Here is a 23,567-nt window from a genome sequence, read left to right on the forward strand (position 1 = left end):
GGCCGGCGTACTCCCAGTGCACCAGGTCGTAGGAGCGCAGGACCGGCGCGCCGGGCGAGTAGTGCATCGTGGAGGCGGAGTAGTAGTAGGTGTCACCGACCCGGATGATGTCGATGTCGGCCAGGTCGTCCCACAGCACCGGGTTGGAGTACGTCGACGATGGCGGCCACGGCCCGCTCGGAGTGGCCGACGGACTCGGCGACGGGCTGGGCGAGGCACTCGGCGACGGGCTGGGGGACGGGCTGGGTGACGGACTGGGGGACGGGCTCTGTGAAGGGCTCTGCGACGGGCTGGCGCTGGGGCTCGGCGACGGGCTGGGCGAGGGGCTGCTGGTCACGGTGCCGGTGCAGGCGGTGCCGTTGACGGCGAAGTTCGTCGGCACCGGGTTGGCCGAGCCGCTCAGCCCGCCGTTGAAGCCGAAGCTCGTGCTGCCGCCGGTGGGAATCGACGCGTTGTAGCCCGCGTCGCTCACCGTGACCTGCGCGCCCGACTGGGTGTGGGTGCCGTTCCAGAGCTGGGTGATGGTCTGCCCGGCGGTGAACGTCCAGGTCAGCTTCCAGCCGTTGATCGGGTCGCCCAGGTTGGACACCTTCACGTCGGCGCCGAAGCCGCCCGGCCACGAACTGGTCACCGTGTAGGTGACCTCGCAGCCCGCGGCGGCCTGGGCCGTGCCTGCGGTCGTGACTCCGAGAGCGCCGAGCGCGGCGGCCATCGCGGCCGCGAGCCAGCGCCGATGTCGAATGGGGGGCACTGAAGTCCTCCAGAGTATGGGTCTTGGGCTGTGTCGTCAGGACACGGTGCAGGTGGCGCCGTTCAGCGTGAACGAGGTGGGCTTGCCGGCGTTGCCGGTGTGCGTGGCCTGGAAGCCGATCTGGACGGAGCCGCCGGGCGGGATCGAGCCGTTGTAGCTCACGTTGGTCGCCGTGACCTGGCCGCTGGTGGGCGAGTAGGTGGCGTTCCAGCCGTTGGTGATGGTCTGCCCGCCGGGCAGGGTGAAGGCCAGCGACCAGCCGTTGACGGCGGACGAGCCGGTGTTGGTGACGGTGATGTCCTCGGTCAGGCCGTTGGCCCAGCTGTTGACGGTCGCGCTGACGCGGCAGGCGCCCGGCTGACCGGACGGCGAGGTGCTCGGGGAGGCGCTCGGCGACGGCGACGGGGAGGCCGACGGGGAGGGCGACGGCGAGGGCGACGGAGACCGCGTGGGAGACGCGGACGGAGACGGCGACGGCGACATGGAGGTGCTCGGCGCGTCGAGGCCGAGGAAGGAGATGGCGTAGGCGAGCTGGCCGCTCATGGGGAGCTGGTGGCCGACGCCGGAGATGCTGATGCCCTCGACGGTGGCCTGGGTGCCGGTGTTGCCGTACCGGGTCCGGGTCCAGGAGGACTGGGGGTGGTCGGTGAAGGCGGGGGTCTGGCTCAACCCGTTGAGGTTGGTCCACTGCTTGATCTCTTCACCGAAGTTGTTGTAGTGCAGGGTGGTGTCGGTGGTGCCGTGCCACAGCTGCATGCGGGGGTAGCGGCCGGTGTATCCGGGGTACATGGCGCGGGCCTGGTCGCCCCACTGCTGGGCGGTTTTGATGATCTGGCCGCCGGAGCACTGGCTGTTCCAGAGCGACCCGTTGGTGGTGGCGAAGCAGCCGGCCGGGACGCCGGAGAAGGCGGAGGCGGCGGAGAACACGTCGGGGTATTCGGCGGCCAGGACGTTGGTCATCATGGCGCCGGAGGAGAAGCCGCTGACCACGATGCGGCCGGGGTCGACGTTGTAGCGCTGGCGGGTGTAGTTGACCATGGCCATGATGCCGGTGGAGTCGCTGCCGCCGTCGCGGCGCAGTGCTGCGGGGGTGGACACGTCGAAGCACTTCTCGCTGCGGGTGGCCTCGGGGACCACGATGATGTAGCCGTAGCGGTCGGCGGCGGTGACGTAGTCGTGGCCGTTGCCGTTGAAGATCGCGCTGGCCGAGCCGCCGCAGTAGTGGACCAGGACCAGCAGACCGGGGCGGGCGGCGACCCGGTCGGGGACGTAGAGGTACATGTTGAGGTTGGTCGGGTTGGTGCCGAACCCGGTGATGCGGGTGAGCGAGGCGGCCGCGGCGGGGTGGGCGGCCAGCAGCATGCCGACGAGTACCAGGGGCAACGAGGCGGCGGCCAGTATGGATCTGAGCCTTCGTTTCACAGGAGGTCCTTTCGTGCGCGGAGGCTCCCGGGCCTCACCGGCCCGGGAGCCGCCCGGCTGCCAAGTTCGTCAGATCGCGGTGCAGGTCACGGACGGCACGCTGTTGGCGCCGTTCGAGCTGCCGAGGAAGCCGAACTGCGTGCTCGCGCCGGCGCCGAGCGCGCCGTTGTAGCTCACGTTCCGGGCGGTGACCTCTGATCCACTTGAGGTGATCGTGGCGTTCCACGACTGGGTGACCGTCTGGCCGTCGCTGAACCGCCAGGCGACGGTCCAGGAGGAAATGGGCGATCCGCCCGCGGTGACGGTCACGTCGGCCTGGAAACCGCCCTGCCACTGCCCGGTCAGCGTGTACCTGGCCAAGCACGACCTGTTGCCCGGCGTCGGGCCCGTCGAAGGGCTCGTCGAGGGGCTCGCCGACGGGCTGGCGCTGGGACTCGCGCTGGGGCTCGCCGACGGGCTGGGGCTCGGGCTGGGCGCCTGGCCGAGGCTGCCCGGGACCGACTGGAGGGCGGCGTACCAGGCGGCGGCCATCTTGTCGTAGCCGTTCGCGGTGGGGTGGATGCCGTCGATGAGGTCGCCGGTGGTGAGCTTGCTGTGCATGTCGACCAGGTGGACGTGCTTGCCGCTGTTGACCTTCGACTGCACGATCCCGGGGACGGCGGCGTTGAAGGTGCGGGCGGCCGACTCCTGGCCGGAGTTCGACAGCGGGATGATCGTGGCGACGAACACCTCGGCGTTGGGCGCGGCCGAGGTGATGTGGTCGATCAGGGTGGACAGCCGCTGGGGGGCGGAGGAGACGTTGTAGTTCTGCAGCACGTCGTTGGTGCCGATGTGCAGCAGCACGGTGCGGGGGGTGTAGCTGCGCAGCCAGCCGGTGATGTTGGCGTCGATCTGGTCGATCCGCCAGCCGGGGTGGCCCTCGTGGTCGTGGTCGCCCAGGTTGCCCGGCCCGTTGTACTGCGAGCCGACGAAGTCCACGGTGTAGCGGCCGGCGGCCAGGCGCTGCCACAGCCCGATCCGGTACCCGCCCGGCACCTGGGTGCCCTCGGTGATCGAGTCGCCCAGCGGCATCACCCGAACCCCGCCGTTGGACTCCGCGCTCGCGGCGCCCGCCCCCAGCACCGTACCGAGCACCGGCAGGGCGAGAGCCAGGAGGATCGCGGCCAACCGCCTCGTCCGCACGAGCATGGTGGTGCCGGCCGTGGCGTCGACGCCGACGGTGGGCCAGAGCCGAACGCGAGGGATCTTCATCAGTACTCCCGAAGAATGTGATCTATTAGGAGAAATCTTCTGTTAACGCTCACACTGGCTGTCGTGGCCGCGGATGGTGCTTGGGGCTTGCGGGAACCGAGCACGGGTGCGAGGCGGGCGGCGCGTCGGCGCGCCGACCGGAGCCTCGGCGGCCCTCTGCGGCGGGGGATCACCCCGCCTCCGTGCGCGAAGGCGAGTCAAGGCTTGTTAACGCTCACACGTACGCTGCCGGGCCCGCCCTTCTCATAGGCGTCGATGTCGGTGGTGGTGCGGCGGAGCCAATACGACGGGGTCAGGTCCCGTCAAGCGAGCCGGATCCGCCCGCCCGGGCGCCGTGCCGCCGGGCGGGCCTCAACTGCTCCGATGGGCGGGCGGCGCACATGCCGAGGTGGGCGGGGTGCTGAAACATTCATCAAGCCGGCACCGTCCCGAAACGGATGACGAGGCGGCGGGAAAGCGCGGTGGCGGTGCGTGCCACGCGCCCGGCGCGTGCGGCTGCGGCAGGGAGACGGCTCCAGCCTCTCCGACGCAGTCTTGACACGTTTCGTGGAGATTTCCAGACTGACTTTCCGAAGCGGCCTCTTTCTGCCGGACCTGGTGGTGGACGGCGGAGGCCGCCGTTCGTGACGCCGATCGTCGTGCGTCCCGGGCGTGGCGTCTTCCCGCGGGGGCGCGTCCTCGCGTTTCCCTTTCAGTGATGCAGCAGTGGAGGCTCAGGCATGAGCGATTTCCCCCTATCCGCCGGTGGCGCCAGGCGACCGCTCAGCGGTTCCCGCCGGGTGCTGGCCGCCGGGGCTCTCGGCGTACTCGGGGTGGTGACGGCCCTGTCCGCCACCCTCCCGGCCAATGCCGCGGCGAGCACCCTCGGGGCGGCCGCCGCGCAGAGCGGCCGCTACTTCGGCACCGCGATCGCGGCCGGCCACCTGAACGACTCGACCTACGTGGCGACGTGGGACCGGGAGTTCAACGGGGTCACCGCGGAGAACGAGATGAAGTGGGGGCCGATCGAGCCGTCCCGCAACTCGTTCAACTGGGGCTCGGCCGACCAGATCGTCAACCACGCGGTCAGCAAGGGCATGAAGGTCCGCGGTCACACCCTGGTGTGGCACGCCCAGCTGCCCAGCTGGATCAACAACAACATGTCGGCCAGTGACCTGCGCTCGGCGATGACCAACCACATCACCCAGGTCATGAACCACTACAAGGGCAAGGTCTTCGCCTGGGACGTGGTCAACGAGGCGTTCGCCGACGGCGGCGCGGTCGGCACGCTGCGCGACTCGATCTTCACCCAGAAACTGGGCAAGGGCTTCATCGAGGAGGCCTTCCGCGCCGCGCGGGCCGCCGACCCGAACGTGAAGCTCTGCTACAACGACTACAACATCGACAGCGCCACCGCCGCCAAGACGCAGGGCGTCTACAACATGGTGAAGGACTTCAAGGCGCGTGGCGTGCCGATCGACTGCGTGGGCCTGCAGTCGCACTTCGGCAACCCGCCGTCGAACTACCAGCAGAACATCGCGCAGTTCGCCGCGCTCGGCGTCGACGTGCAGATCACCGAGCTCGACGTCGGCGGTTCGGGCTCCACCCAGGCCGACGCCTACCGCCGCGTCGTCCAGGCCTGCACGGCCGTGCCGCGTTGCACCGGCATAACCGTGTGGGGCATCACCGACAAGTGGTCATGGCGCAGCGGCGACACCCCGCTGCTGTTCGACGGGAACTTCAACAAGAAGCAGGCCTACACCTCGGTCCTGAACGCGCTCAACGCGGCGACCCCCAGCACGAGCCCGTCACCCAGTGCTTCGCCGTCCCAAAGCCCCAGCGCCAGTCCCAGTGCGAGCCCGAGCGCCAGTCCGAGCGCGAGTCCCAGCGCGAGCCCGTCGGCCTCGCCGTCGACGTCCCCGGCTCCCGGCGGATGCTCGGCGACGATCAAGACGATCAACAGCTGGGGCGGCGGGTTCCAGTCCGAGGTGACGGTGCAGGCGGGCAGCTCGGCGGTCAACGGCTGGACCGTGAAGTGGACCTGGCCGGGCGGCCAGACCATCAGCAGCCTGTGGAACGGCCGGCAGAGTTCGTCCGGTTCCTCGGTGACGGTCACCAACGAGTCCTACAACGGCTCGATCGCGGCGGGCGCGTCCACGACGTTCGGCTTCACCGCCAACGGCACCGCGGCCACCCCCACCGCCACCTGCACCAGCCCCTGATCCACAACTCCTGATCAGCCACCCCTGACGCCTCCGGTGCGCGGGACCTCCCCCCGAGCACCGGAGACGTCGACGGGAGGCGGCGTGGCCGGATCGACCGGATCGAGATCCGCGAGCGACCCGCCGGCCGAGGCGAGCCAGGCGCGTACGGCGGCGTCGTGCTCGCCGAGCGCCGGAGGCGGCTCCGCCGGGCGGACCAGGTCCTCGGAGTAGCTCACGGGGTGGCGCACCTGCGGCGCGCGGTCCGGCCGGGGGCGTACGGCCGGCGTCAGGCCGAGGCGCTCCGCCAGGCCGAACGCCTCGGCGATGTCGGCGACGCAGCCCGCCGGCACCTGCTCGGCGGTCAGCCGTTCCTGCCATTCGGCCGCGTCGGCGGCGGCGAGGAGGCCTTCCAGCGCCGCGACGAGTTCCTCGCGGTTGGCCACTCTGGCGGCGTTCGTCGCGAAGCGTTCGTCGGTGGCCAGGCCGGGATCGCCGAGCACGCGGGTCAGCCGGGCGAACTGCCCGTCGTTGCCGCAGGCCACGGCGAGCAGGCCGTCCCGGCAGCGCAGGGTCTCGTACGGCGCGATGGAGGGGTGGCGGTTGCCCATCCGCCCCGGCGGCACGCCGGTCTCCAGGTAGCCCTGGGCCTGGTTGACCAGCGCGGCCAGCAGGCTGGACAGCAGGTTCACCTCGACGTGGCATCCCCTGCCGGTGTTCGCCCGGGCGGTCAGCGCGGCCAGGATCCCGATGGCCGCGTCCTTGCCGGTCAGCACGTCGACCAGGGCCACGCCGGCCTTCGCCGGCTCCCCGTCGGCCGCGCCGGTGACCGACATGAGCCCGCCCACGGCCTGGACGATGAAGTCGTAACCCAGCAGCCCGGCTCCGGCGCCCGGGCCGAAGCCGCTGATCGTGCAGTAGACGACGCCCGGGTTCGCGGCCGCCACCTGCGCGTAACCCAGCCCGCGCCGGTCGAGCGCGCCCGGCCTGAAGTTCTCCACGAGCACGTCGGCGCGCCGGGCCAGCTCGCGGGCGAGCGTCAGGTCGGCCGGATCGTCCAGGTCCAGCGTGACGCTCCGCTTGGTGCGGTTCACGCTCTCGAAGTACGTCGAGGACGTGGCGGACCACGGCGGTCCCCACGAACGGGTGTCGTCTCCGGTGCCGGGGCGCTCGACCTTGATCACGGTCGCGCCCAGGTCGGCCAGGGTCATCGTGCAGGACGGGCCGGCCAGCACACGGCTGAAGTCGGCGACGAGCACGCCGTGGAGCGGACGGGTCACGACCGCGCCTCCGGCTCGGGGTCGCACATCAGGTCTCCTCGTTCGGGGCTCCATGGGTACCGGGACGTTCACCACGCTAAGGCCGGGTGAGGCCGGTGGTGGCTTCCGATCGGTCTTGCGGCCGAGTTTCCGGCATTCCGGTCACCTCCGGCAGCGTGGCCTAGCCTGAAGTGATTCGCGAAGTTTCCACGCGGAAGGGTCGCTTCATGCGGGTTACCACCGACGCCGACGTACGACGGGTGTTCGACCGGATCGCGGATCGGTACGACGACCAGATGCGGGCCTGGGAGAGGCGTCTGTTCCCCGGCAGCCGGGAGTGGGCCGTCGGGCAGGCGCGCGGACACGTCGTGGAGATCGCGGTCGGCACCGGGCTGAACCTGCCGCTGTACGACGCCGGGACCACCGTGATCGGGATCGAGTTGTCCGAGCGCATGCTGGACCTGGCGCGGCGGCGGGTGGCGCAGGCCGGTCTCGGCGCCCGGGTGGAACTGCGGCAGGGCGACGTGCAGCGCCTCGACCTGCCTGACGGCATCGCCGACACCGTCCTGTCCACGTTCACGATGTGCACGATTCCCGATCCCGCCGCCGCGGCGCGTGAGGCCTACCGGGTGCTCAGGCCGGGCGGGCGGTTCGTGCTGGCCGAGCACGGGCCGGCCCGCAACCCGATCCTCCGGGCCGGAATGCGGCTGGTGGAGCCGCTGTTCGTACGGTTCGAGGCCGACCACCTCACCCGTGACCCCCGGCCGTACCTGGAGCGGGCGGGGTTCCGGATCGAGCCGGTGACCCGGACGGCGCGCGGCGTCGGCTTCCGGGTGCTGGCCGTACGGCCCTGACACGGGTGCGGCGTGATCGCCTATGGGTTTTAACCATTTGCCTAGTGTCATTAGGAATGACTAGCCTCGCCGCTCATGAGGCCGGTCACCGAGCACGAAGTGCGTACGTCGTTCATCAACTGTTCCAAGGGCGAGGCCAAGCGTCTCGGGCTGCCCAGGGACCTCCCGGATCGTCCGTGGGAGGACCTCGACTTCCTCGGCTGGCGGGACCCAGGCGCACCGGAGCGGGCGTACCTGGTGGCCGAACGCGACGGCTCCCTCGTCGGCATCGCGCTCCGGGTGACCTCCGGCGCCTCGCGCGCCTTCACCTCCCGCAGCATGTGCTCGCTGTGCCTGACCACCCACACCAGCGGCGGCGTGGCGCTGATGACCGCGCGCCGGACCGGCGAGGCGGGCCGTCAGGGGAACACCGTCGGGCAGTACCTGTGCACCGACCTCGACTGCTCCCTCTACCTGCGCGGGAAGAAGGAGGCCCCCGGGGCGGGGATCGTCGACGAGTCCCTGACCGTGGAGGAGAAGGCCGCCCGCACCCGGGCCAACCTCGACTCCTTCCTCGACAAGGTCGCGAACGGCTGACCGACATGACCGACGAGGATTTCGCCCGCGACGCGAGCCTCGTACAGGCCGACCTCGCCCGGTTGAAGCACCTGCTCGAAAGCGGCGGGCGGCCGGAGAGAATCGGTGGCATGAACACGAAGCCCGTCAACCTGACCGAGGCGCTGGCGTCGTTCGACGACGTCTACAGTCCGCGCATCGTGGCGCCCGCCGTGCGCTTGTCGTGGGCCGGTGCGGGCTTCAGCCTGGTGTGCCGGAGGTGGCCGGCTGCTCCTGCGGTTCGTTGCGGACCAGTGCGCGGGTGCCGCGGTCGAGCAGGCTCGCGGTCACGGCCAGGACGATGAGCGCGGCGCCCGCGGTCAACGTCACCTGGGTGTTGAAAGCCGAGGCGGCGAGGGCCGTGACGGCGAGCCCGGCCGGTCTCAGGATGAAGGATCCCGCGTAGTCGAAGGACGAGACCCGCGACAGCGACGAGTTGGGGATGTGCTGCTGGAGCGCCGTCTCCCACAGGGTGTTCGGGAAGGTGGTCGCGATCCCGGCCAGCAGCCCGCAGACGATGAGCGGGATCGGTTCCGGCGCGGTTCCGAGGACGACGATCAGCGGGGCCGCCGGCAGCATCATGAGCCGCCCGGTGAACAGGAGGCGGCGCGGCCGGAACCGTACGGCGAGCGCGTTGCCCAGCACGTCGCCGATTCCGAGGCTCGCGGTCACGGCCCCCCAGAGCAGGCCGCCGTTGTCCGAGCCGGACAGCGACACCGGGCCCAGCACGTAGAGGAAGGAGTAGACGAAGTTGAAGATCATGAACATGGCGATGCCCGTCCAGACCCACGATCGCTTCGCGACCTCCTGCCATCCGCCGCGGAAGTCACGGAGGAAACCGCCGCCCACGGCCGCGGGCCGGGCGGGGACCGCCAGCCGGCGGAGGAACAGCAGGCTGCCCAGGAAGGTCAGCCCGTCGGCGACGAGCACCCAGCCGGCGCCGGCCAGGACCACCGCCATCCCCGCGATCATCGGCCCGACGCTCACCGAGACGTTGCGGGTGAGCGACAGCAGGGCGTTGGCCTCCTGCAGCAGCCGCGGCGGCACGGTCTCGGCGACCAGGCCGACCGACGCGGGCATGAACAGGGCGCTCGCCGCACCGGCGAGGCCGTGCAGCGCGATCATCGCCCACAGCGGCGGATGCCCGGTGAGCAGGAGCAGGCCGAACGTGATCTGTGAGGCCGCGCTGATGCCGTCGGACAGCACCATCAGGCGCTTGCGCGGCAGGCGATCGGCCCACACACCGCCGCCCAGCATGAACACGATCTGAGCCGCCGAGTACGCCGCCAGCACCAGGCCGAGGTCGGCCGCGGAGCCGGTGGCGTCGAGCACGCCGAAGGAGAGCGCGACGGGTGTCATGGCGCTGCCGGCCGCGGAGAGGGCGCTCGCGAGGAACTGGTTGCGGAACTGCGTGAATCTGGCCAGTTCCGCGAGGTTGCGCCAGTGGACCGCGGCCATCAGGGTGTGTGGCCCGCCGGCTCGAACTCGACCGCGTACTCCCGCATGACCCTCCGGGCGGCGGCGCGGACGCTGCGCTCGTCCGGCCCGGTCAGCCTGAAGCGCCCGGGTACGTGGAAGTAGCCGCCGGTCCCGTCGAAGACGTCCCCCGGCTCCGGCAGCACCTCGGCGTACACCTGGGGGACGGTGCCCGTCATCGCCGTACGGCGGACCACCCGGCCGGGGCGGAGGCCGGGTTCGGGCATCACCACCCAGCCCGCCGGGGCGTCGCCGAAGCGGGCGCCCGCCGACTCCAGCGGGATGCCCAGGACCGTGCGGAAGCTCTCCGTCACCAGGTCGATGCCGTGGAGTTCCCGGTGGACGTAGGGCACCTCCGCCCCGCCGGCGCGCATCCCCGCCTCGAGGAACACCAGACCGCCGTCGGGCCGGCGGATGACTTCGAGGTGGAAGCAGCCGGTCTCCAGGCCGAGAGCCCTGAGACACGCGACGGCGAACTCCCGGATCTCGTCCCGGAGCGGGCCCGGGTCCAGCGTCGCCGAGCCGAGCGGCCTGCCCCGCAGGAAGTCCAGGGGCGTGTTGACGTAGCCGGACACGCTCAGGAAGTGCGGCAGCCCCTCGGAGAGGACTCCGTCCGCGTGGTAGATCTCGGTGGAGACGAACTCCTCGCACTCGAACGCCGTGACGTCGAGGCCGTCGAGTTCGGCCGCGAGCTCCTCCTCGTCACGGATGATCCGGACGCCGACGGAGCCGGCCTCGGCCCGTGGCTTGAGGACAAGCGGGAAACCGATCCCGGCGGTGATCTCGGCGATCGTGGTGGAGGCGCCCAGTTCCATGAACCGCGGCACCGGCAGGCCGCGCTTGGCGAGCCGCTCCTTCATCACGATCTTGTCCTTGAACGCCCGCACCAGGTCCGCGCCCGGGCCCGGCGCGCCGAACTCCTCGCGCAGCAGCGCCGCCGTCAGCACGTCGAACTCGGAGAGCGCGGCGACGCCCTCGAACCGCCCGTACCGCTCGGCGAGGTCCCGCGCGGCCGGCACCAACGTGGCGAGCCGCAGATCGGGGACCGTGCCGACCCGGCCCGGCTCGACCGGGCCCAGCGCCGTCGTCCGCATGGGCAGGGTCAGGTACGACAGGTCGCACGGCTGGTCGGCGCAGTAGCGGAAGTACTCCGCGTCGCTGTCGTCGTAGCGGTTGACGACGAGGTAGTGCGGGCGGTCCGGCATCGTCGTTTCCGTGGGTCGGAGTCAACAGGGCGGTCGAAGTGACAGGGGGCAGGGGTCAGGCCAGGGCGTACCGCGAGGTGGCGGGCAGGACCGGCACGAGGTCGCCGATGCTGATCGCGCCGAACCCCAGAGGGGCCGTGGCCTCGCGCGGTGGCGTCGGGGCCAGGAACTCCTCCAGCCGGGGTTCTCCCACCCCGCCGAGATCCTCCCAGATACGGCGGCCCATCCGGGGCATGATCGGGAATCCGAGGACGCTCACGCCCTTCAGCCACCAGTAGGCGCTCTCTTCGAGGTCGGCGACGCTCCGCCACCAGGCGTCGAAGGCCTCCAGCGCCTGGGAGGTCGAGACGACCGGGCCGTCCAGCGCCGACTGCTGCCGCTCCAGCAGCGCCTCCAGCCGCGCGAGCTGCCCGTCCGAGATCGCCTCCGGAACGGAGACCCCGGCGAGCGTACGGCGGGCTCTTTCCAGCAGGGGCGTCAGGCCGTCCGCCAGGCGCCGGTTGACCGTCTCGACGAACGACTCCGGCTCCATGCTCTCCCGGCGCTCCTCCAGCCGGGTCCCGGCGAGGAAGTACCGCACGGCGTCGACGTCGACGTTCGGGGTGCCGGCGATGTCGGCGGCCCCGATGACGTGGCCCCTGCTGGTGGAGAACTTCTCCCCTTCGAGCCCGTAGAACTCGTTGATCAGCGTGCGGTCGTAGGTCTTCATGTCCCCGTGGAGCAGCGACGTGCCGACGATGCAGACGAGTGTGGGGACCACGTTGTCGACGCCGAGGCTGGTGACCGTGACGACGTCCGAGCCCGGGTCGAACGCGTTCACGCCGGTGCCGCTCAGCGAGCCGTGGACGGCGCCGGTCAGCCGGGCGAACATGAAGATCCCGGCGTACGGGAAGAGCGTCCGCGGCACGCCGGGGTCCACCTGGTCCAGCGGGATCCCCCAGCTCTCCGGGGCGCTGACGCGGACCATCCCGCCCTCGCGGCTCAGGTAGCGCTTCACCGTCTCCTGGTAACGCGCCGGGACCCCGATGCCGGCCATCCGCGCCCCCAGGTCGTGCGGGTCCGCCGGGCGCAGGAACAGCGAGGTGATCTCCCGCCACTGGAGCGGGCCCACCCCGTTCGTGCCCTCGGGGTCGCGCAGGTTCTCGGGGCGGAAGTGGCCTCCGCAGGACTCGCAGAAGTAGCTGCCCGCGTCGGCGCCGCAGTCCGGGCACCGGCCGGAGAGCCAGGGGCCCACGGCGAACCGCCCCGCCGCGGGGCTGTAGGGGACCCGCTCGCGCAGCGTCGTCACCGCGCCCCGCTCCCGCAGCCGCCGGAGGCAGCCCGCCACCTCGTCCTCGAACGCCGCACGCCACGGCTCCTCGGCCGGGTTGATGAACGCGTCGAGGCCGATGTCCATCGCGGCGAGGTCCTCGGCGATGAGCGCGTGGTACTCGGCGGCGATCTCACCTTCGGGGCGGCCGTCGACGGCCGACTTGAGCGTCATGTACGGCTCGTAGACGTCGATCCCGGTGATCGTGAGGGGCAGGTCGCCCCTCATGCGGGCGAACCGGCTGAGCATGTCCGACCGCAGGTAGGGCCCGGCGATGTGCCCCAGGTGGAGCCGTCCGTTGGGGGTCGGCTCGGGCGGGACCAGCAGGTAGCGGCGCGGGGGGAGGGTGCCCGCGTTCCGGATGAGGCCCGTGGAGCGAGTGCTCATGAGCGACCACTTCCAAGTGACTGGGTTCCAAGTGACGGGGGGTTCAGGTGACCGGGGGTGAGAAGACCGAGGGCTCGTTCCGCGATCGCGGGCGCCAGGCGGAAGCCGGAACCGTTGCCGCCGGCCGCGATCACGACGCCGGGGTGATCGGGCACCGGCTCGACCAGCGGCAGCCGGTCGCGGGTGTAGCCGTCGTAGAAGGCACGCCCGCCGGAGATCGCCCCGGCCAGCGACGGAGCGTACCGGCGCAGGACGCGCACCGCCTCGCTGTAGTCCCCGCCGCTCAGGGCGGCCGGCCTCAGGACCGGAGAGCCGCCCCACTCCTGGGAGGTGAAGCTGAAGAGCCAGCGGCCGCTCTCCGGCTGCGGCAGCAGGAACGCGTCGTCGTCCTCGAAGATCAGCACGGGCGCGTCGTCGGCGGGCCGGAGGTCCAGGTGGAACGCGGCGACCTTCTTGATCCGCAGGCCGGCCGCCCGCATCCGCTCGCCGAACGGTCCGTGCAGGGCCCACGGACCGGTGGCGACGACCGCCGTACGGCACCGCGCGAGCGGCCGTCCGCCCTCGCCGGCCAGGAGGAACCCGTCCCCGTACGGCCGCAGGGAGGTGACCTCCTCGTCCTCCCGGACGGCGCAGCCGGAGCGGCCCCGCTGTTCGTCGAGGAGAGCGCGGGTCAGCCCGGCGACGTCGGCGCGCCAGGAGCCGCCGGAACGGAGCAGGACCCGGTCGCCGGACGGGCGCAGCCCGGGGAAGACGCCGTCGAGGGCGTCCGGGTCGGCCTCCTCCAGGACAGGGCCGGCCATCGTCTCGCGGAGACGGCCGACGTTGCCGCGCGCCAGCAGCCAGAAGGTGTCGAGGGAACGGACGGGCAGGCCGGGCCGCGTGGCCAGGAGCCGCCGGTAGAGGGCGGTGCTCCGCGCCGCGAGCTCGCGCTGCCGCACGTCCCGCCCCGTCGGCACGTCGAGCCCCGCCGACAGGCCCGTCGCGTTGAGGCCGCCCTGGTTCAGGGGGAGCTGGTCCACCGTGAGTACGCGCAGGCCCGGTTCCCGCTCCAGGGCGAGGTGACCCGTCATGGCGCCGACGACGCCGGCTCCGACGACCGCGAGGTCGAAGTCCGGGATCGCGCCGGTCATCCGGTCGTGCCCCACCAGATCGACAGCACGGAGAGCGGGACGCCGCGGTCCGCCATCGCCACGTGCTCGGCGAAGGGCGCGAAACCCAGCAGATCGCCCTTGCCGACCTCGTACGGCCGGTCCTCGTAGCGGACGGTTCCCGCGCCGTCGAGGATCAGCCAGATCTCCTTCACGGCGTGGCTGTCGGGCGGCGTCGCGCCGCCGGCGGCCACCGTGAAGCGCGCCATGGAGAAGGGACGGTCGCCGTCGAACGGCCCGAGGAGCGCGGCCCATTCGTCCAGCTCCTCGAACTCGCGCGGCAGCGCCTCGAAGCCGAGCCGGGGGAGGCTCATGTGTTGTACCTCCGGTAACCGAGAATCGCGTTGAGGATGACCGCGCTGCGCCAGGCCAGCAGGCTGAGGTTGGGGTCGGCGATGCCCCAGGTGTGCCGGGCGCCGTTCTGCAGGAAGACGCGGCCCGAGGTCCGCAGGTCCAGCGACAGCGCGTAGTCGTCGCCGACCACCAGCCCTTCGGGGGACCTGGCCAGGTGGGGGGCGAGCTCGCTCATGCAGTCCGGAAGGCGGTACTCGTACCCGGTCGCGAGGACCACGACGTCGGACCGGACGACCGAGGCGTGCGGGCCACTCACCTCCAGCTCCCAGCCGTCGGAGAGCCGGGCGCAGCCGGTGACCTCCGACCGGGGCATCAGGCGGAGCCAGTCCTTGCGGCCCAGCAGGCACTCGTGCCGGTAGCGCTCGCGGTAGACGTCCTGGAGCGTCGCGAGGTCGATCCCGTCGCTCGCGAGCTTCTGCTCGGCCAGCAGCTCCTGCTTGTGGGTCTGGGGCAGCCCATGGAACTCCCGCGCGTACGCCGGGAAGAAGTACTCGTTGGTGAAGGGGGAGTCGTCCATCGGCAGGAAGCCGGGCCTGCGGGTGATCCAGGTGATGCTGCGCGGGGGCACGTCGAGACGCATGAGGTGGCGGACGATCTCCGCCCCCGACTGCCCGCCGCCGATCACCGTCACGGCGCGGTCGGGCAGCTCCCGCGGCCGTGACAGGAACTCCTCGGCGTGGAACACGTCGGCGCACAGGTGGGGGCGCAGGAAGCCGGGGACGAACGGCGCCTGGCCGGTCCCGAGCACCACGTTCCGCGCGGTGACCTCGCCGTGTCCCGTGTCGAGGACGAAGTGCCCGTCACGCACCCGGACGCCGCGCACCTCGGTGCCGAACTCGATGGACGGGATGCTCCGGGAGGCCCACTGGAGATACTGGTCGAACTCGGCGCGCAGGACGGCCGGGAACTTCGCGGTGAGGAACTGGTACAACCTGCCCTCGTTGGCGAGGAAGGCGAGGAACGAGTAACGGCTCGTCGGGTCGACCAGCGTGACCAGGTCCTTGAGCGGCGAGACCTGGAGGGTCGCCTCGGGCAGCAGCAGGCCGGGGTGCCAGGAGAAGTCGGGGCGCGCCTCGAAGTGCACGCTCCGCAGGTCGTCCACGTCGGCGCCGAGGGCCGCCAGGCTCAGGTTGGCGGGGCCGACCCCCACCGCCGCGTAGTCCAGGACGTCGCTCACGGGAGCACCGCCAGGTCGTCCAGGCTCTTCCAGAACGCCTGGACGGCCTCGTACGACTCCGCGGTGTAGCGCACGCAGGCGAGCCGCGAACGGCAGTCGCCGGTCTGGGGAATAGGCGTGCCGGGCGGGATGAACAGCTGCTTGCCGATGACGTCCGGCCGGCCGTCGAGCTCGTCCCAGCCGAGGATCCTGCTGTAGGAGTGCAGGCCGTCGGCCGTGAGGAACCGTACGGCGGCGTACGGCGCGGCGGGCGGGCCGAACGCCGGCAGCTCCGCGGCGCCGACGCCCAGCCCCGCCGCGAGCATGACCGCGGCGAGGTCGGTTCCGGTGGCGAGCCGGATCAGCTCGGGGATCCCGTCGCCCGGCAACCGGGCGCCGAGCTCCATCAGGACCGGGCCCTCGTCGCTCAGCCGCACCTCGCAGTGGAACGGCCCGGCGGTCACGTTCAGCGCCCGGACCACCTGTTCCGTGTACGCGACGACCTCCTTCGTCACGTCGTCCGGGAGGTCGGCCGGCGTCAGGTGCCCCAGCTCGACGAACCGCGGCTCGGCGCCGAGGACCGTCCTGGTGATCGCGACGACGGTGGCCCGGCCGTTCTCGACGTAGCCGTCGGCGCTGACCTCCTCACCCGCGACGTACTGCTCGACGACGACGGTGTGCCCCATCGGGCGGCCGAGGTCGAGCTCCCGGTCGCCGGTCAGGGCGGCGTAGGCGGCGGCGAGCTGCGCCCAGTCGTCGGCCCTGCTCACGTGGATGCTGCCGGAGGACTCGACCGGCTTCATGACGTTCGGGAAGCCGACGATCTCCGCCGCCGTACGGAGGGCCTCCGGGGAGGACGCCTCGGCGAAGCGCGGCGTGCGCAGCCCGGCGGCGGCGACCCGCTCGCGCATGCGCGCCTTGTTGCGTACGGCGTCCACGGTCTCGACCGGCAGGCCGGGCAGGCCCAGACGCGCCGCGAGCCTGGCCGTCGTGGCCACGTAGAAATCGCATCCCGGGAGCACCGCGGCGAGCGGTTCGCGCTCGTGGTGCTCGGCGACCACGTCGAACAACGTCTGCTCGTCGTTGGTGTCGACGGTGAGCACCACTGAGGCGATCTTCCTCAGCTCCGCCGGGATCTCGCAGTCGCCCACGTCCTGCGAGGCGATCACAACTGTCATGCCGAGGTGGTGCGCGAGCCGGGCGACGTCTGCGCCGCCGGAGACCGGTTCTACGACGAGGACGGACGAGCCGACCGGATCGAACACGGACTGACCTCCACTTCCGGGTTCATGACTGCTTGGCCGTAGTGTTGACTACCAGCTCCCCCTCTCCGATCACTATCCGCACGTCGATCGAGGCCAGCTCGCCGAGATTCCCCAGGTGCGTGCCACCGCAGGGGAGTCGTGCGGGACCCGGGGGCAGCTCGCAACCCCACCAGCGGCGGGAGTTGATCCAGGGCCCCTCGGTGTCGATCGTGATCCGCCCGCCGGCGGCGATCCACTCCGACAGCCGGGCCGTGACGCCCTCGCGTACTGCGTCGAGCCGTCCGGGGAGGGCCTCGGCGTCGAAGCCCGCCTTGCGGAGCGACTTGCCGAGGCGGTAGCGGTCGACGCTCTCCCACGGGGTGATGCTCGACCGCGTGATCGCCGCCTGGTCGAAGTCGGGGCTGCCGAGGCAGTCCGTACGCGGGACCTTGCGCCACAGGTCGCGCAGCTCCATGTTCAGGGCGAGGGACATCAGGTGGCAGGCGGTGTGCGCGGCGCTCAGGCTCGATCGCCGCGCCACGTCCACCGCGAGGCCCACCTGTTCGCCGACGAGATCCGCCGGGCTCCCGTCCGGCGGCGTCTCGAGGACGTGACCGACCAGGAAGGACCAGCCCGGGTCCGTACGGCGGGCGGGGATCTCCTCCGCCCGGTGCAGCGTGCCGTCGGGCCCGACCGCCATCGTGACGGCGTCCACGACGGCGTGCTCCCGACGCCCGAGCGTGATGGTGCCCCGGTCGCCCGGCTGGTCGGGCCAGGTGTGGTCGAGCGGGTGGAACGGCGTCCGGTCGGTGACGATCACGACCGGGCCCTCGTCGCCGGCGGCCTCCGCGAGGACGACGGTGGCCTCACAGACGCTCACGCCCTGCGGGAACAGGACGACGGTGCTCGGGGCCGAAGTGGTTTCGCCCATGGCGCGGTCCTTGTCCTTACATAAAAGGGATCAGACGGCGAACGCGGTGTCGATGATACGGCCGCGCAGTCTCCGGTGTCCGGCGGAAGGAACGAGGTCCCGGACCACGCAGACGCGCTGGAGCCATCGGTCCCGGCCGTCGTATCTGGGAGTGAACTCCGAGCGGCCGTGGACCGCCCTGCGGTTGTCGACGATCAGCAGGTCTCCCGTGTCGAGGCACACCCACCGCCTGACCTCGTGGAGCACCGCGTGCAGCCGCTTCAGGGCGGCGTCCGCCTCGGGCACGATCCCCATCATGAGGTCGGGGTCCACGGTGAGATAGGGATCGAAGGGGTCGCCGTAGAGCACGCGCAGCAGCGGCCCGTTGCCCTTCGTGCCGTGCGAGCTGCCGAACGAGTAGTCGATCCCGGTCCGGTAGAGGGGCTCGCTGAGGATCGCCCGCTCGCGGAGACTCAACCGGGGCAGGGCCATCCGCAGGCTGGCGCTGATCGTCTTGGCCGCCCCGTCGTGGTCGGGCCGCAGGCAGTGCAGCAGCACGTAGTCGGGCATGAAGGGGTGGAACGCCGTCTCGGTGTGGTAGTCGAGCAGGATGGCCGAGCTCTCGGAGGAGAGCTTCGCGGCGTTGTGGGGCGTCGGCACCACGTTCTGGAACAGCAGACCGTTCTTCTCCTGGCGGTAGCCGATGGGCTCGCCCAGCGCCTGCGCGAAGGCCGCCAGCCACAGCTCGCTGAGCGGACTGGCGAAGCGGACCCGCGCCTTCGGGTCGGCGGGGGTGGGGGGAAGCGCGGGGTCCACGGGCAGGCCCTTCACCAGCAGGACGCCCGAGTCGGTGCCGTGCTGACGGAACCGGCTCACCGCCTGCCTGACGACGCGCGGCATCTCGTGGAACCGCAGTTCGGCCTCGCGGAGGAACGCCTCCTCGTCGGTCTCCGAGTCGCGGAGGAACCCGTCGGCGAGCCCGGTGAACAGGTGGGCGTAGACACCGGCGTCGACGACGTGCGGCCCGGGCTCGTTCTTCAGGTTCTCCGTGGGGGAGAAGTCCCGGCCGGAGAACCGGTAGGCGCCGGTCACCTCGGCCGCCAGGTCGGCGGCCGACCCCTGGTGCCGGCCGTCCAGCAGCCAGGAGAGCAGGTTGAGCAGGAGCCGCGCGTTGTCCTCGCGGCCGAGGAAGGGGCGCGCGAACATCTCGGCGTTGCCCACCACGGCGACCCTGCCCGCCCCGTGACGCGCGACCCCCAGGAAGATCTGGCCGTCCTTCTCCACCAGGCCGGTCAGCGGGAAGCGGGCGCTGACGGGCTTGGGCCGGTAGAGGTACGCCCGGGTGACGCCTTCCAGCGCGGGGTGCGCACCGGTGACCTCGGCCGGGAACTGGTAGGGCCGCACGTGGGGCTGCGCCGGATCCGCGGGGTCGCCGATCGCGAGATCACCCGAGGCGAACCCGAACGGGGCGGGGCCCTGGGGCGGCTGCGGCCACTCCCCGTCCCCGAGGATCAGCACCGCGCCCCCCTCCTGGACGTATCGGTCGAGGGCCTCGCACTCCCCGGGAGTGAAGACCGTTCCGTCGACGCCCGGAGCGGGAACGAGCACGAGGCCCAGGTCCTTGAGCGCGTCCCCTTCGAACCCGTTCTCGAGAGCGGCCACCGTTCCCCCGAGAAGGTCGACGGCCAATTCCCCGAGGTCGGCGACGACGCTGACTTCGGAGAAGTCGGCGGCCCGGCCGGCTCCCGATTTCCGCTGAATGTCGAACCTCCACACCGCAGCGTGCACCAGATCGATACCGATCACCATGTCGGATCCTCCAGGTGAGACTTCGCGAGGTGAGACTTCGCGTCCATCGGAGAGGCTAGAGGACGAAGTTCGAATTTCTGTACATTCCTCGTATAACGGCAGAGGCTTTCCGGGCCTGTGCCGGGCGACCGGGCATCGCGACCGTGCGCGCCGCATATACGGCGCTTATACAACGGCCGCTTAGCCTCGTGTCCCAGCACGTCGCCCGGAGGAAACCGTTGATGTCGATCGAAGAGCCCGCCGCGCGGAAGACGGACGCGCCGGCCGCATGGATGGCGGAGTCGGGTCTCGTCGTGGTCGCCGCCGTTTTCGGGCTTACTTTCGTCGTAATTCAGGACGCCATCGAAAACGTGCCGCCGTGGTCGTTCGTGGCTCTCCGCTTTCTGCTGGCGGCCGGTGTGGTGGCCGTGCCGTACGCCGCGCAGATCGGCCGGCTCTCACGTACGGGATGGGGCGTCGGGGCGGGTCTGGGCCTGCTGCTGGTCGGCGGGTACGCGTTCCAGACGATCGGTCTCACGTACACGACCGCGTCCAACTCGGGCTTCATCACGGGTCTCTACATCGTGTTCACCCCGCTCATGGCCGCGTTGCTCCTTCGTCAGCGGGTCACCCGCTGGAGCGCCCTGTGCATCGCGACCGCCGCCCTGGGCCTGCTGCTCCTCTCGGGTTACGGCGGGGCCTTCCACCCGCTGGGCGACGCGCTCACCCTGGCATCGAGCCTCTGCTTCGCGCTGCACATCATCGCCATGGACCGGGCGGTCCGCCGTTTCCCCACGGGAGCCCTGGTCGCGGTGCAACTGGGGACGTGCGGAACGGTCGCCCTGTGCATCGCGCTGATCAAGGAGGATTTCCGCCTGCCCGGCGAATGGGACGCCTGGGGCGCGATCGCGTTCACCGGGCTGGCCGCCAGCGCCTTCGCCTATTTCGTTCAGGCGTACGCGCAACGGCGCACCTCGCCGACCCGGGTGTCCGTCATCCTCGGGATGGAACCCGTCTTCGCCGGCGTCTTCGGATATTGGCTCGCGGGAGATCGTTTGACGCCGCTGGGCTGGGCGGGCGCCGCGACCATGGTGCTCGGCGTGCTTCTCATGGACGTCAAGCCGTCCCGCGTGTCGCTGAAGTGGGGGCGAAGCATATTCACCGGCCGGCCGCAGGGTTTTGACATAGTATTTACCCGCCATGGCCGGGGGAGAGCAGCACCCAGATCTGCGGTTCCGCATACTCGGACCGCTGGAGCTGACGGCGAATGGCTCCCCGGTCCCCTTGAAGGGCCAGAAGGTGCGAACGCTCCTGGCCCTCCTGCTCTGTTGTCCGAACACCGCCGTACCGGATGACCGGCTGATCGACGGGCTGTGGCCGTCGGACCCGCCGGCGTCCGCGGCCGCGAACCTGCGCGCCTACATCCGCGGCCTCCGGACGACGTTGGGCGACCCGCACCGCATCACCCGCGTCGACCGCGGTTACCTCCTCCACGTACGGCCGGCCGAGGTGGACGCCCTGCGGTTCTCCGCGCTGGTCGCCAGGAGCGAGGAGTCGGCCGCCGGCGGCGATGTCGCGCGGGCGGCGGAGATCCTCCGCGGGGCGCTGGACGAGTGGACCGGCGTGCCCTTCGCGGGGCTCGACGACTGCCCCGCGCTGCGTACGGAGGCCGCGGTGCTGGAGGAGCAGCGGTTCACCGCCGTCGGTCAGTGGGTGGAGCACGAACTCGCGCTCGGCCGGCACGCGGACATGATCCCCGTCCTGGTCCAGCTCGTCGAGGAGTTCCCGCTGCGTGAGTCGCTGCGCGGCCGGTTGATGGAGGCGCTGCACCGGTCGGGCCGCCAGGCGGAGGCGCTGCAGCTCTATCGGGACACGCGCGCCCTCCTCGTCGAGTCGCTCGGCATCGAGCCCGGCCCGCAGCTGCGGGAACAGGAACAGGCGATCCTGCGGGAGGCCGTGTCGCCGGGCGAGGAACCCGCCGCCGCCTCGCCGCGCCCGTGCAACCTCCCGGCCGACACCCCCGACTTCACCGGCCGGGCCGAGGAGATCGCGCGGATCACCCGCTGGCTGACCTCCGGTGACCGGGTCGGCCCGTCGATCGTGGCGGTGTCCGCCCGGGGAGGCGCGGGCAAGACCACCCTGGCCGTACACGTCGCCCACCGGTTGCGGGAGGACTTTCCGGACGGGCAGATCTTCGTGCCGCTCCGCGGGGCCGAGGCGGCGCGCCGCATCCCGCCGGGCGTCGCGCTGGCCGGCTCGCTGCGCACCCTGGGAGTGCCCGACCACCGGCTGCCCGAGCACATCGAGGAACGCAGCGCGATGCTCCGGGAGGTGCTCTCGGAGCGACGTGCGCTGCTGATCCTCGACGACGCCGCGGACGAGAGCCAGGTGATGCCGCTCATCCCGGGCACGAGCGGCTGCGCCGTCCTGATCACGAGCCGGCACCGCCTCACCGCCGTTCCGGGCATACGGCGGCTGGAGCTCGAGTCCTTCACCGAGGAGCAGGCGATCGACTTCCTGCAGCGGATGCTCGGCGACGACCGCATGAGGAGCAGCCCGGAGGCCGGCGCGCGGCTCGTCCGCCTGTGCGGGCGGCACCCGCTCGCGCTGCGCATCGCGGGCGCGCGGCTCGCCGCCCGGCCGCACTGGCCCGTACGCCGCATGGTCGACCGGCTGGCCGGAGAGCACCATCGGCTCGACGAACTCGTGCACGGCGAACTGGACGTGCGCGCCAACCTGATGCTCTCCTACGCGGCCCTGGGGCCGCGGGCCAGGCTCCTTCTCATGCTGCTCGGCAGTCTCGACCTCGTCGAATACGAGGAATGGGCGGCGTCGGCGCTGCTGGACTGCCCGCTCAGGGAGGCCGAGGACCTCCTGGACCAGCTCGCCCACAGCCACCTGGTCACCGTGGCGGCCGGAGACCACGGCCAGCCCCGGTACGGCCTGCACGACCTGGTCCGCATCTTCGCCCGGCAGCAGGCGCAGGCGCAGCTCCCCTGCGCCGAGGTGCGCGCCGCGCTGGAGCGGGCCATCGGAGCCCTGCTGACGGTGACCGAGTACGCCCACACCCAGCTCGCGGGCCACGACCACCTGGTGCTGCACGGCATGGCCCGGCGGCGGCCGATGACGGAGGAGCACCTCAGGGAGATCGTCGTCGATCCCGTCACCTGGTGCGAGGCCGAACTGCCGAACATCCAGGGAGCGGTCCGCCAGGCGGCGCACCTGGACTTCGACGACCTCTGCTGGGATCTCGCGGTGACCGCCGCACCTCTCCTGGAGGTCCGCAAACACCACGACGAGTGGGAGCAGACGCACGAGATCGCCCTCGACGCCACCAGGGCCGCCGGCAACCGCCGCGGCGAGGCGGTCATCCTCGCCGAGCTCGGCGAGCTCAGCCTGCACAGACACGACTACGGTGCGGCGGCGAACTTCATCGGGCAGGCCGCCACCATCTTCACGGCGCTGCGCGACCGGCACGCCGAGGCCATCACCGAGCACAAGCTGGCCGTACTCGACCGTCTCGGGGGCCGGCTCCAGGACGCCCTCTCCCGCGCCCGGCGCAGCGCCGCCGCCCTCAGCGCGCTCGGCGACGTCGGCAACGAAGCACTCGTGCTCCGTCAGATCGGGCAGATCCATCTCCAGCTCGGCAACCACGAAGAGGCCCGGATCAATCTGGAGCAGGCCCTGCAGATGGCGCAGAAGGCGCAGGGCGCCCGCCTGGCCCAGCAGGTGAACTACCGGCTCGGCGAGCTCAGCCTGGAGTGCGGCGAACCGGCCGAGGCCCTGCCCCGGTTCGAGCGCGTCCACGAGTTCTGCCAGGCCATCGACGACCAGGTCGGCATGGCCCACGCCCTGTACGGCATGGGCCGGGCGTGGGCCGCCCTGACGCGATGGGACACCGCGCACCGCATTCTCACCCTCGCCCTGGCGCACGCGAGGGCGGCGGGGGAGCGGATCGTCGAGGCCGACGTGCTTCACCACCTCGGACGGGTCGCCGGCAGCCGGGGGAGGACGGAGGAGGCGGCCGAGTCCTTCGCCCTCGCCGAGGCCATCTGCCGGAATCTCGGCATCACCCCCACCTGGCTCGGCGAACCCGAGACCGCGGCCCACCCGTGACCGGCCCGGCCGGGGTGCCGGGTCTCGGATGCGGACTCTGGACATCGCGAAGCCGATCAGCGATCTTTGTATTGCAAACGTTATCGATCACGTTTGCGGTAGGCACGGGATCCACTTGATCAAGGCGTGATTGGGGTACCGGATGACCGCTGTGAGTCCGGAG

The 23,567-nt window shown here is 71.5% G+C and carries 18 protein-coding genes; 5 read left to right on the forward strand and 13 right to left on the reverse strand.

Annotated elements, in window-relative coordinates; genetic code table 11:
- From HHX40_RS04185 to HHX40_RS36255, 3 genes are all read right to left on the reverse strand, one after another.
- The coding region (locus HHX40_RS04185) for a cellulose-binding domain-containing protein (RefSeq protein WP_220498711.1) at nucleotides 1–751 on the reverse strand (751 nt) is incomplete at its 3' end.
- A 36-nt stretch (nucleotides 752–787) separates the two neighbouring features.
- Nucleotides 788–2,173 carry a PHB depolymerase family esterase gene (locus HHX40_RS04190; protein WP_310737944.1) on the reverse strand — a complete coding sequence of 462 codons (1,386 nt, stop codon included), beginning with the start codon at nucleotides 2,171–2,173 and terminating at the stop codon, nucleotides 788–790.
- Nucleotides 2,174–2,242: 69 nt separating this feature from the next.
- Nucleotides 2,243–3,424 (reverse strand): cellulose binding domain-containing protein, encoded by a 1,182-nt coding sequence (locus HHX40_RS36255; RefSeq protein WP_259403289.1) that lies wholly within the window; start codon nucleotides 3,422–3,424, stop codon nucleotides 2,243–2,245.
- A 719-nt stretch (nucleotides 3,425–4,143) separates the two neighbouring features.
- On the opposite strand from HHX40_RS36255, the gene HHX40_RS04200 reads away from it, so the two are divergent.
- Nucleotides 4,144–5,625 (forward strand): endo-1,4-beta-xylanase, encoded by a 1,482-nt coding sequence (locus HHX40_RS04200; protein WP_182879513.1) that lies wholly within the window; start codon nucleotides 4,144–4,146, stop codon nucleotides 5,623–5,625.
- A 14-nt stretch (nucleotides 5,626–5,639) separates the two neighbouring features.
- Here the strand turns inward: HHX40_RS04200 and HHX40_RS04205 are convergent, their stop codons facing one another.
- On the reverse strand, nucleotides 5,640–6,884 hold the full coding sequence (locus HHX40_RS04205) for a CoA transferase (RefSeq protein WP_310737945.1): 1,245 nt from the start codon (nucleotides 6,882–6,884) through the stop codon (nucleotides 5,640–5,642).
- Between the two features lie 206 nt (nucleotides 6,885–7,090).
- On the opposite strand from HHX40_RS04205, the gene HHX40_RS04210 reads away from it, so the two are divergent.
- Nucleotides 7,091–7,717, forward strand: coding sequence for a class I SAM-dependent methyltransferase (locus HHX40_RS04210; protein WP_182879515.1), 627 nt, complete (start codon nucleotides 7,091–7,093; stop codon nucleotides 7,715–7,717).
- Nucleotides 7,718–7,792: 75 nt separating this feature from the next.
- A complete protein-coding gene (locus HHX40_RS04215) occupies nucleotides 7,793–8,293 on the forward strand; it encodes an FBP domain-containing protein (protein ID WP_138460588.1) in 501 nt (166 codons plus the stop codon).
- A gap of 219 nt (nucleotides 8,294–8,512) precedes the next feature.
- On the opposite strand, the gene HHX40_RS04220 is transcribed toward HHX40_RS04215, so the two are convergent.
- From HHX40_RS04220 to HHX40_RS04260, 9 genes are read right to left on the reverse strand one after another with little or no spacing between them, the layout of a single operon-like run.
- A complete protein-coding gene (locus HHX40_RS04220) occupies nucleotides 8,513–9,769 on the reverse strand; it encodes an MFS transporter (RefSeq protein WP_182879516.1) in 1,257 nt (418 codons plus the stop codon).
- Nucleotides 9,769–10,992, reverse strand: coding sequence for an ATP-grasp domain-containing protein (locus tag HHX40_RS04225; protein WP_182879517.1), 1,224 nt, complete (start codon nucleotides 10,990–10,992; stop codon nucleotides 9,769–9,771). Before HHX40_RS04225 ends, HHX40_RS04220 begins: the two co-directional genes overlap by 1 nt.
- Before the next feature lie 55 nt (nucleotides 10,993–11,047).
- Entirely contained in the window at nucleotides 11,048–12,688 is a 1,641-nt protein-coding gene (locus HHX40_RS04230) for a class I tRNA ligase family protein (protein ID WP_182879518.1), read from the reverse strand.
- On the reverse strand, nucleotides 12,685–13,833 hold the full coding sequence (locus HHX40_RS04235) for an NAD(P)/FAD-dependent oxidoreductase (protein WP_182879519.1): 1,149 nt from the start codon (nucleotides 13,831–13,833) through the stop codon (nucleotides 12,685–12,687). The genes HHX40_RS04230 and HHX40_RS04235 overlap by 4 nt, the downstream gene beginning before the upstream one ends.
- A complete protein-coding gene (locus tag HHX40_RS04240; protein ID WP_182877830.1) occupies nucleotides 13,815–14,150 on the reverse strand; it encodes a cupin domain-containing protein in 336 nt (111 codons plus the stop codon). Before HHX40_RS04240 ends, HHX40_RS04235 begins: the two co-directional genes overlap by 19 nt.
- Nucleotides 14,147–15,367, reverse strand: coding sequence for a lysine N(6)-hydroxylase/L-ornithine N(5)-oxygenase family protein (locus HHX40_RS04245; protein ID WP_182879520.1), 1,221 nt, complete (start codon nucleotides 15,365–15,367; stop codon nucleotides 14,147–14,149). The genes HHX40_RS04240 and HHX40_RS04245 overlap by 4 nt, the downstream gene beginning before the upstream one ends.
- Nucleotides 15,364–16,611 (reverse strand): ATP-grasp domain-containing protein, encoded by a 1,248-nt coding sequence (locus HHX40_RS04250; RefSeq protein WP_182879521.1) that lies wholly within the window; start codon nucleotides 16,609–16,611, stop codon nucleotides 15,364–15,366. Before HHX40_RS04250 ends, HHX40_RS04245 begins: the two co-directional genes overlap by 4 nt.
- Before the next feature lie 22 nt (nucleotides 16,612–16,633).
- Entirely contained in the window at nucleotides 16,634–17,521 is an 888-nt protein-coding gene (locus tag HHX40_RS04255; protein ID WP_182879522.1) for a metal-dependent hydrolase, read from the reverse strand.
- 30 nt (nucleotides 17,522–17,551) lie between these two features.
- Nucleotides 17,552–19,309 carry a TauD/TfdA family dioxygenase gene (locus tag HHX40_RS04260; protein WP_182879523.1) on the reverse strand — a complete coding sequence of 586 codons (1,758 nt, stop codon included), beginning with the start codon at nucleotides 19,307–19,309 and terminating at the stop codon, nucleotides 17,552–17,554.
- A gap of 221 nt (nucleotides 19,310–19,530) precedes the next feature.
- Between HHX40_RS04260 and HHX40_RS04265 the strand changes: the two genes are divergently transcribed.
- Together HHX40_RS04265 and HHX40_RS37545 are read left to right on the forward strand one after the other, a co-directional pair.
- On the forward strand, nucleotides 19,531–20,643 hold the full coding sequence (locus HHX40_RS04265; protein ID WP_182879524.1) for a DMT family transporter: 1,113 nt from the start codon (nucleotides 19,531–19,533) through the stop codon (nucleotides 20,641–20,643).
- Nucleotides 20,588–23,404, forward strand: a complete 2,817-nt coding sequence (locus HHX40_RS37545) for an AfsR/SARP family transcriptional regulator (RefSeq protein ID WP_182879525.1) — start codon at nucleotides 20,588–20,590, stop codon at nucleotides 23,402–23,404. Before HHX40_RS04265 ends, HHX40_RS37545 begins: the two co-directional genes overlap by 56 nt.
- Nucleotides 23,405–23,567 lie beyond the last annotated feature (163 nt).

The organism is Microbispora sp. H10949, assembly GCF_014161435.1.
In the GTDB taxonomy this organism is placed as follows: Bacteria; Actinomycetota; Actinomycetes; order Streptosporangiales; family Streptosporangiaceae; genus Microbispora; species Microbispora triticiradicis.